This window comes from Chryseobacterium potabilaquae (genome assembly GCF_902728265.1).
Taxonomy (GTDB): Bacteria; Bacteroidota; Bacteroidia; order Flavobacteriales; family Weeksellaceae; genus Chryseobacterium; species Chryseobacterium potabilaquae.
In genome coordinates this window covers 60,476-74,170 of record NZ_CACVBR010000001.1, presented here as the reverse complement: position 1 = coordinate 74,170, position 13,695 = coordinate 60,476, and the positions used below count along the sequence as shown (strand labels likewise).

Genomic DNA, 13,695 nt, shown 5'->3' with positions numbered 1-13,695 from the left:
GAATTAGGAGAGATAGAGAATGGTTTATTGAGTTATGAAGGTATTCGTCAGGCTGTAGTTTTAGCCAAGGAGAATAGTTCAGGGTTAAAATATTTGGTAGGTTATTATGTGTCTGATACTTCATTTAATCCTGAAGACTTATCTGTGTATTTATCAGGGCTTCTTCCGGAGTATATGGTTCCTTCTGTATATGTTCATTTGGAAGAACTTCCTCTTACAATTAATGGAAAGTTAGATCGCAGGGCTTTACCTGAACCTAACTTCACAGGAGATAGAGAATATATAGCACCAACGACTATCCTTGAAAAACAATTAGCAGAGATCTATGGAGAAGTTTTAGGTTTACCTGTAGAAAGTATTGGTATTCATGATGATTTCTTTCGCTTGGGAGGAAATAGTATTATGGCTATTAAGCTTATTAGCAAGATTCATCAAGGATTAGGCTTACAGGCCAGTGTAGCGATGGTGTTTAGCCATAAAACCATCTTTGGATTAGCAGGTGCACTTGAAGGTTTATCAATTGATATTGTAGAGATGATCCGTCCTATAGTGGTTCATCATCCTGAGCAGCAACTTTTATCTTTTGCTCAGGAGCGTTTATGGTTTATTGATCAGTATGAAGGAGGAAGCTCGGCGTATAATATTCCTATGGTTTTCGGATTATCTTCCAGGGTTGACCTTACAATCTTAAAAGAGTCCTTTAGAATTCTTCTGTCCAGACATGAAATTCTACGTACTTTAATTGTAACCAGTTCAGAGGGAGTAGGGTATCAATATGTTAGTGATCAGGAATTAAGTATTAAAGAGACTGATGTATTTAGCTCTAGAGAATTAGAAGATCTTCTATCTCAAGAAATCACTAGAGTTTTTAATTTATCCAAAGAACTTCCTATTTCAGTTTGTGTATTCAATGAGAAAGAAAAAACTAAAAATAATAAAACAAAGAAAAAGCAGGATACCCCAAATAATAGTGAGATTACTTCTTATATCAGTATAGTTATTCATCACATTTCTTTTGATGGTTGGTCTAGTGATATCTTTTTAGAAGAACTACATGTTATCTATAGGGATTTGTTATTGGGTAATCCGGTTTCTTTACCCTCGTTACGAATTCAATATAAAGATTTTGCTTTATGGCAAAGGGGGTATCTTCAGGGAGAAGTATTAGAAAAACAATTGGATTATTGGAGGGCTAAACTTTTGGAAGTAGAACCTCTAAATCTTCCTTTAGATTATGCTCGTCCTTCGGTTATTTCTTATGAAGGACATACAATACGTTTTAGTATTCCTAACACATTAGGAGAAGACCTTCGATTCTTATCTCGAGACTTAGGAGTGAGTTTATACAGTGTAATGCTGGGAGGATATTATTTACTATTATCCTCTTATTCGGGACAAAAGGATATAGTACTAGGAACAGTAGTAGCGAATCGTCATCATGCAGGCTTAGATGATCTGATCGGTTTCTTTGTAAATACTTTGGTCCTTCGAGAAGAGATTGATTATGGAGTATCAGTAAGAGATTTTATTTTGCAAGTTTCAGGTTCAGCATCTGAGGCTCAGATGCATCAGGATGTACCTTTTGAGAAATTGGTAGAAGAGTTGGGAGTAGTTCAGGATGTATCTCGTCATCCTCTATTCCAGGTGATGTTTGGTTTACAGAGTTTTGGAAGTGAAGTAAAGGATAGGTATGGAGATGATTCATTATTTCAAGAATTCAAAGGAAATGTCTCCTATGATGTGGCTAAGTTTGATTTGAGTTTGATGATAGATGATCATGGAAATTTTTTATCAGGAAGTTTTAATTATGCTATCCATCTCTTTAAAGAAAGTACGATTGATCATATGATCCGTACGTATGTTTATCTCTTAGAGCAAATCGTATCTAATCAGAAAGGTAACCACTCTGAGTTACAACTTAGAGATTTATCTTGGACAAGGAAGGAAGAGTATAGTGCAGATGGAATCTTCTCCAATCTTTTGGGTTCCTATTCAGAATATGATACCACGGTTCCGATTCATGAGTTATTTGAGAGACAGGTTGAGAAGACTCCTGATCATATCGCTTTGGTGTATGAGGATGTGAAGTTAACCTATAGAGAGCTTAATGAGAGATCTAATCAATTGGCTCATTATCTTTTATATACTTATCAGATTCAGCCTGATGAACTTATTCCATTATGTTTAGAAAGATCCGAACAGATGCTTATCGGAATTCTAGGAGTTTTAAAGTCAGGAGGAGCGTATGTTCCGATGGATCCTAATTATCCTATGGATAGAATAGAACATATTCTGGGAGATACCAAGGCTAGATTGGTAATCGTTGAAGAGAATACAAAAGACAGATTATATGAGTACAAGGAACTAACAGCTACAGAAACAGCATCCTCAAACCTGAGTATTATAAGTCTGGATTCTTCAGATATGAAAGATAGCTTGGATATATGTTCCACAGTAAATCCAAATACAGAAGTAGGTTCAGGTGATTTATCGTATGTTATTTATACCAGTGGAACAACAGGAAAGCCTAAGGGAGTAATGATAGAACATAAGAATGTGGTTCGTTTATTCAGTGCTACAAATCATTGGTATGGATTTACGGATAAGGATGTATGGAGTTTATTCCATTCGTATGTTTTTGATGTGAGTGTATGGGAGATGTGGGGCGCCTTACTTCATGGAGGAAAATTATTGATACCTAGTGTAGAACAAACTAAAGATTTATATTTATTTTTTGATTTATGCTATAAAAATAATCTTACTGTATTATGTAAAACCCCTACAGCCTTTTACCAGTTTATAGAAGTTGGTTTATCTAAGGATGTGAATCTTTCTAAACTTCGTTATGTCATCTTTGCAGGAGAGGCATTGAATTTTGCTTCTTTGGAACCTTGGTATGGTCGCTATCCTGAGAGTCCAAGTTTAATCAATATGTATGGTACAACTGAGACTACAGTTCATGCGAGTTATAGAGTGCTTGATTCGGGAGAGTTAGGGAATTCGTCTATGGTAGGAAAAAGTATTCCGGATCAACGGATTTATGTGTTGGATGAATACTTACGTCCGGTACCCGTGGGAGCTGTAGGAGAATTATATATTGGAGGTTCGGGATTATCAAGAGGTTATTTAAATCTTGTAGAGCTTACAGAGGAGCGTTTTCTATTGAATCCATTCCAGAGTGAAGAAGAGAAAGCAAGAGGTTATAATGATCGTATATATAAGACTGGAGATTTAGGTCGTTATCTTCCGGGAGGAGATTTGGAATATATAGGCAGAAATGACTTCCAGGTAAAGATACGAGGATACAGGATAGAATTAGGAGAGATAGAGAATGGATTATTGAGTTATGAAGGGATTCGTCAAAGTGTTGTACTGGCAAAGGAGAATAGTTCAGGCTTGAAATATTTGGTTGGCTATTATGTGTCAGATGCAGCATTAAATCATGAAGAGCTGTCAGTACATTTATCAGGATTACTTCCTGAGTATATGATCCCTTCTGTGTATGTTCATTTGGAATCACTTCTTCTTACGATTAATGGAAAATTAGATCGCAAGACTTTACCTGAACCAAACTTCACAGGAGATAGAGAATATATTGCACCCGAGACTTCTCTTCAGCGAGATCTGGCAGCAATTTATAGTGAAGTATTGGGCTTACCTGTAGAAAGTATCGGTTTACATGATGATTTCTTCCGTTTGGGAGGAGACAGTATCATCAGTATCCAACTCGTGAGTCGTTTACGAAAAAGATTATCCTTATCCTTAAGTGTCAAAGAAGTCTTTACCTATAGAACAGTGTATCATCTTTCTGAGCTCTTAGAAAGTAGAAAGCATGAAGAGGGATTGTCTCTTATTACAGAACAGGGAATATTAGAAGGTGAAGTTTCATTATTACCGATTCAGGAATGGTTCTTCCATGAGGTAGAGTTGGGAGAACATTTTACCTCTTTCCATCATTGGAATCAGTCCTTTATGATTCATGTTCCTGAATTGGATATAGATATATTAAAACAAAGTCTCCTACAATTAGTAGAGAAGCATGATGCCTTACGACTATATTATCCTAAGACAGAGCATGGCTATCTTCAAGAGTATAGAAAAGAAGCTATATCTCCTGATTTGAGTATACTTGATCGTAGAGATGTAAGTGAAGAAGAATTAGTAGAAGTCTTTACTTCTTGGCAGAGTGGATTTGATATCACTGAAGGTCCTTTACTTCATGTAGGATATATCCATGGTTATGAAGATGGAAGTTGTCGTGTTCATTTCTGTTTCCATCATCTTATTATCGATGCGGTAAGCTGGCGAATCTTAACAGAAGATCTTCAGATGATGTATAGATCTCTTAAGGAAGGAAATACCAACCCATTGTATGTAAAAGGAAGCAGTTACCGCCAGTGGGTTGATGTGGTTAAGACTTATAAAGAGGATAGTGCTACCTCCCGAGAAGAAGAGCTAAGGTATTGGAATAGTATTATAGAGAATACAAAGAATAGCAGTCTTCATATCCAGAGTCTTAGTAGTTCTCTCTATCATCATTCCGATTTGGTATTGGATAAAGACTCCACGAGTCGTTTACTTCGAGATATTCATGGAGTGTATCATACCCAGATCAATGATGTTCTTTTATCAGCTTTCTCTTTGGCTCTTTGTGATTTCACGGGTCTATCAGCTCATGGTATTGTATTAGAGGGTCATGGAAGAGAGGATATCTTTCCGGGAATAGATATTACTGAAACAGTAGGCTGGTTTACCACGATGTATCCTATAGTGTTAGAGAGGGGTAAAGATCTATTCTCTACACTAGTTCATACGAAAGAGTCTTTGAGAGGTGTTCCTGATAATGGGATAGGTTATGGAAGTCTTATCGGCTATACAGATGGTAATCTTCCTAGAATTAGTTTTAATTACTTGGGCCAGTTGGATCAACAGGAATCTGTATCAGAGAGTTGGCATATCGTAGGGGAGAATAGTGGAGAATCTGTGGGAAGAGATAATTTGGATTCTCATCTTCTTACTATCAATGGCGCTGTGGTAGGAGGAGAATTGTATTTTGGATTAAGGGGCTACTTCAGTGAAGAAGAGATGATTCGTTTATCAGTATTGTTTAAAGGATACTTAGAGCAGCTTGTGAATGAGTTATCAGGAATAGATAGAAGCTACCTTACGTTATCAGATGTGGATCATATTCTGAGTTCCAGCCAACTAGCTTCTATTCAGAAAGAGATAGAGATTGATTCTGTATATTTAGCCAGTAGTCTTCAGGAAGGTTTTATCTACCATGCTTTAAGTCAGGGAGATGTAGATGACTCTTATCGGGTACAGCTTTTATGGGATTATCATGGAGGGGTTGATTTGGATAAGTTAAAGGAGTCGTGGGAATATGTTCAGAAGAAGCATCCTGTATTAAGAACGAGATTTGATTGGTCAGAGTCTATTGTTCAGGTGATAGATAAAATAGGCTCTGTGGACTGGCGTTGTATAGATCTGAGTGGGTATGATGAAAAGGAAAGAGAAGATAAGATTAAATCCATTGTTCAGAAAGACAGAGAAGAGGAGTATGATCTTTCCAAATCAGGACTCTTCAGAGTCTATGTGTGTCAACATTCCGAGATTCATTATACATGTATCTTCAGTAATCATCATGCGATCTTGGATGGTTGGAGTATGCCTGTACTGTTTAATGATATTCATACCACCTACCTTAGATTATTGAAAGGAGAAGTAGTAGCTTCTATGGTGGATATATCGTATGGAGAATCCCAGAAGTATCTTCAGAGTCATAAGGGAGAGAGTGATTCATTCTGGAAGGAGTATATGTTGCTATTGGAAGATAGGGAGGATTTGAGTAGTTTACTTACAGTCTCAGAGAAGCATACGAATCTTTCAGGCTATCGTCATATTCAGGATCCTCACTCCTTAACCTTACATCTCAAAGAGCAGAGGTATACTTTGTTAAAGAATTTAATCTCTAAGGAGGGCTTAACAGTTAATGCGGTGTTACAATATTTATGGCATAAACAGTTAAGTATCTACAGTAATCAAAGAACGACAGTAGTAGGAACGACCGTTTCTGGAAGAAGTCTACCTGTTGAGGGGATTGAGAGTTCAGTAGGCTTGTATATCAATACCCTTCCCTTGATTGTAGAGCATAAGGAAGGTAAGGTACTAGATTGGATCGCAAAACTTCAAGATGGAGTTAGTGATCTTAACACATACAGTGATAAGAGTTTATCGAGTCTTCAACAAAGTGGAGAACGATTATTCAGTAGTTTATTTGTGTATGAGAATTATCCTATATCTGATGGTGTTGTTTTAAATGGTTTAGATATTAAGCCTCGTGAATCGATAGAGAAAGTGGATTATCCCTTAAGTTTAATTGCGTATGAGAGAGGAGAAGAAATAAGTATGACCTTAACTTATGAGGGACTATTATTTGAAAGAGCTATGATGTCTCAGGTACTAGAAGGTATGGAATTAATGTTGGATCAGCTGTTACAAGATCCTACCATTACTACAGATAGACTGTCGTATGTATCAGCGCTTCAATATCAAGACTTGATCCATAATTGGAATATAGCGGGAGTGGAATACGACACAAGTGTTACCCTTCATGAATTATTTGAAAGACAGGTAGAGAAGACTCCGGATCATATTGCTTTGGTGTATGAGGATGTAAAGTTAAGTTATAAAGAGCTTAATGAGAGATCAAACCAATTGGCTCATTATTTATTACAAAATTATGAGATTAAGGCTGATGAATTGATCCCTCTATGTTTGGAAAGATCCGAGCAGATGCTCATAGCAATCTTAGGAGTCCTAAAATCAGGAGGAGCATATGTTCCTATGGATCCTAATTATCCTATGGATCGAATAGAACATATTCTGGGAGATACCAAGGCTAGAGTTGTACTCGTTGAAGAGAATACAAAAGACAGATTATATGAGTACAAGGAACTAACAGCTATAGAAACAGAATCCTCAAACCTGAGTGTCATAAGTCTGGATTCTTCAGAGATGAAAGCTGAACTGAGTACTTGTTCTCCAGCAAATCCCAATACAGAAGTAAGTTCAGGTGATTTATCTTATGTAATTTACACGAGTGGAACAACAGGTAAACCAAAGGGAGTCATGATAGAGCATAAAGGAGTTGTAAATCTTGTAGAGTTTATGATATCCTCTCACAAACTTAACGAATATATGAATGTAGGTTGTTATTCGAATTATGTTTTTGATGCTTTTGCATGTGAAACCTTTCCTGTTCTGTGTAATGGAAATACGTTGTGGTTGTATAGTGATGAACATAGAAAATCGGTAAAAGAACTTAATGAGTATATTACAGATCATGGTATAGAGGTATCGTTTATTCCTCCTGTCTTATTAAAAGAAATGTTACCGGATACAAGTCTTAAGCTAATATTTGCAGGAGGCGAATCTTTCCCTGAAATCGATAGAAAGGAATATTCAGATATTATTTTACTTAATGAGTATGGTCCATCAGAATCTACGGTATGTGCAACTTATCATCATTATCATGAGGATGGTAATGCTCTTAATATAGGTCAACCTATAGCCAATACGGCAACCTATGTCTTGGATGAATCTCTGCGACCTGTTCCTGTAGGGGCTATAGGAGAATTGTATATAGGAGGGGCTGGTTTATCAAGAGGGTATTTAAATCTTCCTGAGCTTACCGCTGAGCGTTTTCTATTGAATCCTTTCCAGAGTGAAGAAGAGAAAGCAATAGGTTATAATGATCGTATGTATAAGACCGGGGATTTAGTACGTTATCTTGCTGGTGGGGATATAGAGTATATAGGCAGAAATGACTTCCAGGTTAAAATAAGAGGGTATAGGATAGAATTGGGAGAGATAGAGAATGGATTATTGGGCTATGAAGGAGTTCGTCAGGCTATAGTTTTAGCCAAGGAGAATAGTTTAGGCTTGAAATATTTGGTAGGATATTATGTATCGGATGCTTCAGTTAATAATGAAGACTTATCTATGCATTTATCTGGGCTTCTTCCGGATTATATGATCCCTTCTGTGTATGTTCATTTGGAATCACTTCCTCTTACGATTAATGGAAAGTTGGATCGTAGAGCGTTACCAGACCCTAACTTCACAGGAGATAGAGAATATATAGCACCAACAACAGTTCTTGAAAAACAATTAGCAGAGATCTATGGAGAAGTTTTAGGTTTACCTGTAGAAAGTATCGGTTTACATGATGATTTTTTCCGTTTGGGAGGAGACAGTATCATCAGTATCCAACTCGTGAGTCGTTTACGAAAAAGATTATCCTTATCCTTAAGTGTCAAAGAAGTCTTTACCTATAGAACAGTGTATCATCTTTCTGAGCTCTTAGAAAGTAGAAAGCATGAAGAAGGATTGTCTCTTATTACAGAACAGGGAATATTAGAAGGTGAAGTTTCATTATTACCGATTCAGGAATGGTTCTTCCATGAAGTAGAGTTGGGAGAACATTTTACCTCTTTCCATCATTGGAATCAGTCCTTTATGATTCATGTTCCTGAATTGGATATAGATATATTAAAACAAAGTCTCCTACAATTAGTAGAGAAGCATGATGCCTTACGGCTATATTATCCTAAGACAGAGCATGGCTATCTTCAAGAGTATAGAAAAGAAGCTATATCTCCTGATTTGAGTATACTTGATCGTAGAGATGTAAGTGAAGAAGAATTAGTAGAAGTCTTTACTTCTTGGCAGAGTGGATTTGATATCATTGAAGGTCCTTTACTTCATGTAGGATATATCCATGGTTATGAAGATGGAAGTTGTCGTGTTCATTTCTGTTTCCATCACCTTATTATCGATGCGGTAAGCTGGCGAATCTTAACAGAAGATCTTGAGTTGATGTATAGATCTCTTAAGGAAGGAAATACCAACCCATTGTATGTAAAAGGAAGCAGTTACCGTCAGTGGGTTGATGTGGTTAAGACTTATAAAGAGGATAGTGCTACCTCCCGAGAAGAAGAGCTAAGGTATTGGAATAGTATTATAGAGAATACAAAGAATAGCAGTCTTCATATCCAGAGTCTTAGTAGTTCTCTCTATCATCATTCCGATTTGGTATTGGATAAAGTCTCCACGAGTCGTTTACTTCGAGATATTCATGGTGTGTATCATACCCAGATCAATGATGTTCTTTTATCAGCTTTCTCTTTGGCTCTTTGTGATTTCACTGGGTTGTCTACTCATGGTATTGTATTAGAAGGTCATGGAAGAGAGGATATCTTTCGGGGAATGGATATTACTGAAACAGTAGGCTGGTTTACCACGATGTATCCCATAGTGTTAAAGAGAGGTAAAGATGTATTCTCTACACTAGTTCATACGAAGGAGTCTTTGAGAGGTATTCCTAATAATGGGATAGGTTATGGAAGTCTTATGGGCTATACAGATGGAAATCTTCCTAGAATTAGTTTTAATTACTTGGGACAGTTGGATCAACAGGAATCTGTATCAGAGAGTTGGTATATCGTAGGGGAGAATAGTGGAGAACCTATAGGAATAGATAATTTGGATTCTCATCTTCTTACTATCAATGGTGCTGTGGTAGGAGGAGAATTGTATTTTGGATTAGGAGGCTACTTCAGTGAAGAAGAGATGATTCGTTTATCAGTATTGTTTAAAGGATACTTAGAGAAGCTGGTGAATGAGTTATCAGGAATAGATAGAAACTACCTTACGGTGTCAGATGTGGATCATATTATAAGTTCCAGTCAACTAGCTTCTATTCAGGAAGAGATAGAGATTGACTCTGTATATTTGGCCAGTAGTCTTCAGGAAGGCTTTATCTACCATGCTTTAAGTCAGGGGGATGTAGATGATTCTTATCGGGTACAGCTTTTATGGGATTATCATGGAGGGGTTGATTTGGATAAGTTAAAGGAGTCGTGGGAATATGTTCAGAAGAAGCATCCTGTATTAAGAACGAGATTTGATTGGTCAGAGTCTATAGTTCAGGTGATAGATAAGATAGGTTCTGTGGAGTGGCGTTGTATAGATCTGAGTGGGTATGATGAAAAGGAAAGAGAAGATAAGATCAAATCCATTGTTCAGAAAGACAGAGAAGAGGAGTATGATCTTTCTAAATCAGGACTCTTTAGAGTCTATGTGTGTCAACATTCCGAGATTCATTATACATGTATCTTCAGTAATCATCATGCGATCTTGGATGGGTGGAGTATGCCTGTACTGTTTAATGATATTCATACCACCTACCTTGGATTATTGAAAGGAGAAGTAGTAGCTTCTATGGTGGATATATCGTATGGAGAATCCCAGAAGTATCTTCAGAGTCATAAGGGAGAGAGTGATTCATTCTGGAAGGAGTATATGTTGCTATTAGAAGATAGGGAGGATTTGAGTAGTTTACTTACAGTCTCAGAGAAGCATAGAAATCTTTCAAGCTATCGTCATATTCAGGATCCTCAATCCTTAACTTGGAGTATTGATAGAGAAAGATATCTTTCTTTAAAGAATTTAATCTCTAAGGAGGGCTTAACAGTTAATGCGGTGTTACAGTATGTATGGCATAAACAGTTAAGTATCTACAGCAATCAAAGAACGACAGTAGTAGGAACGACCGTTTCTGGAAGAAGTTTACCTGTTGAGGGGATTGAGAGTTCTGTAGGACTTTATATCAATACCCTTCCCTTGATTGTAGAGCATAAGGAAGGTAAGGTGATGGATGTAATAGTAAATCTTCAATCTTCTGTAAGTGATCTTAACACATACAGTGATAAGAGTTTATCAAGTCTTCAAGATAATGGAGAGCGTTTATTCAGCAGTTTATTTGTGTATGAGAATTATCCTATATCCGATGGAGATGTTTCTGAGGATTTAGATATTCGATTCCGGGATTCTATAGAGAAGGTAGATTATCCCTTAAGTTTAATTGCGTATGAGAGAGGAGAGGAAGTGAGTCTCACGTTAAACTATGAAGGATTGTTATTTGAAGAAGCTATGATGTCTCAGGTACTAGAAGGTATGGAGTTGATGTTAGATCAGCTTTTGGAAGATCCTACTATTACTACAGATAGATTGTCATATGTTTCAGCTTTTCAATATCAAGACCTGATCCATAGTTGGAATGCAACTAGAGTAGAATACGACACAAGTGCTACCCTTCATGAATTATTTGAAAGACAGGTAGAGAAGACTCCGGATCATCTTGCTTTGGTGTATGAAGATGTAAAGTTAAGCTATAGAGAGCTTAATGAGAAATCAAACCAGTTAGCTCATTATCTTTTAGAAACATACAAAATCCAGCCTGATGAACTTATTCCATTATGTTTAGAAAGATCCGAGCAGATGCTGATTGGAATCTTAGGAGTCTTGAAGTCAGGCGGAGCGTATGTTCCTATGGATTCTAGTTATCCTATGGATAGAATAGAACATATTCTGGGAGATACCAAGGCTAGATTGGTAATCGTTGAAGAGAATACAAAAGACAGATTATATGAGTACAAGGAACTAACAGCTACAGAAACAGCATCTTCAAACCTGAGTATTATAAGTCTGAATGGTTCAGAAATGAAAGCTGAACTGAGTACTTGTTCTACGGATAATCCAAATACTGAAGTAAGTCCGGAAGCTTTATCGTATGTCATTTATACCAGTGGAACAACAGGAAAGCCAAAAGGAGTGATGATAGCGCATAGAAATGTGGTTAATTTAATTGAGCAGCAGTCTATTCTATTTAGCTTGAATACAGTTCATTCTTCTTCGGATCCACAAAAAAGAGCATTATGGTATGCCAACTATGTTTTTGATGCTCATGTATGGGATGTTTATTCCGTTCTTTCGTTTGGTCATATCTTACATCTAATAAGTAAAGAAATCCAAACAGATTTAAGTTTATTACATAGATATATAGTTGAAAATAGGATCCAGATAGCTACGATTCCTCCTATATTACTTACTACAGAATTAATTCTCCCGTTGGATACCCTTATTGTAGCAGGAGATACTACTCATCCGGAAGTAATGGAATATTATAGAAGAGAAGGTGTTGATGTAATCAATGCGTATGGTCCTACCGAGTCCACGGTATGTGCTACTTATCATCATTATCATGAGGATGGTAATGCTCTTAATATAGGTCAACCTATTACCAATACTGCAACTTATGTACTGGATGAATACTTACGTCCAGTTCCTATAGGAGCCGTAGGAGAATTGTATATAGGAGGAGCCGGTTTATCAAGAGGTTATTTGAATCTTCCTGAGCTTACTAAAGAGCGTTTTCTATTGAATCCCTTTCAAAGCGAAGAAGAGAAAGAGATTGGTTATAATGATCGTATGTATAAAACAGGAGATTTAGTCCGTTATCTTGCTAATGGAGATTTGGAATATATAGGAAGAAATGACTTCCAGGTAAAAATACGAGGGTATAGGATAGAATTGGGAGAGATAGAGAATGGGTTATTGAGTTATGAAGGGATTCGTCAAAGTGTTGTACTGGCAAAGGAGAATAGTTCAGGCTTGAAATATTTGGTTGGCTATTATGTGTCAGATGCAGCATTAAATCATGAAGAGTTGTCAGTACATTTATCAGGATTACTTCCGGAGTATATGGTTCCTTCTGTATATGTTCATTTAGAAGAACTTCCTCTTACGATAAATGGAAAGTTAGACCGCAGGGCTTTACCGGATCCTAACTTCACGGGAGATAAAGAATATATTGCACCAGAGACTTCTCTTCAGCGAGATCTGGTAGCAATCTATAGCGAATTGTTGGGCTTACCTATTGAAAGTATCGGTTTACATGATGACTTTTTCCGATTGGGAGGTAATAGTATTATGGCAGTCAAATTGATTAGTAAGATTAATCACCAGTTAGGAGTCCGGATAAAAGTGTCTGATGTTTTTCAAGGAAAAACCATTGGAGTATTATCCTCAATTATTATTATCTCTAAGCCGGAATACAAACCGGTAGTCTCTCTTAATAATGCAAATACTAAACCTAATATGTTTATGATTCACCCAGGAGGAGGGGGTTGTGAAGTGTATCAATCACTTGCAGATCAATTAGATGGGGATTATCATTGTTATGGCGTAGATTCTTACAATTTGTATCATGAAGAAAAGATAGATAACCTCAACCATTTGGCTATGTATTATCTTGATCATATAGATAAAATACAAAAGGAGAGCCAACAGAAAGAGTATATTTTATTAGGATGGTCTTTGGGAGGTCAGATTGCATTGGAAATCGCTTCAGAATTAGAAAATAGAGGTTGTAAAAACATTAGAGTTTATTTATTGGATACGATTCTCAAGCATTCAGATTCCGAGTTGATGAAATTGAATATGATATCCTTTTCAGATGAAGCGATCAGTCAAAGATTCCATGTTCCTATGGATAGTGATTATTTTATACAGGCTAAAAATTTACTGATGACAGAGCTTCTGATTGATAAGCAGAATATTTCTACTCAATTAAAATGTACAAAAACTATACTCTTAAAAGCGATGTTGAAAGAGGATTTAGAAAATCAATTGCTAGCAGAGTATTTACATAAACTAACTTATAATAATGTGGATAAGATACTTGAGGATCAAAATCTATTAAAAGTATACCCTATTAATGCATCTCATCAAGATATATTAAAAGAAGATCTAAAGGTTATAGATATTATTAAAAATGATGATGTATTCTAG

1 protein-coding gene (running past one end of the window) is annotated in these 13,695 nt (G+C 36.6%); it reads left to right on the top strand.

The genetic code is table 11. The features are described 5' to 3' along the window. Positions 1-13,695 carry the 3' portion of a non-ribosomal peptide synthase/polyketide synthase gene (locus tag CHRY9293_RS00265; protein ID WP_162031074.1) on the top strand. 13,674 nt of this gene lie to the left of the window's left edge, so 13,695 of the gene's 27,369 nt are visible here — the last part of the coding sequence; the start codon falls outside the window, past its left edge; its stop codon occupies positions 13,693-13,695.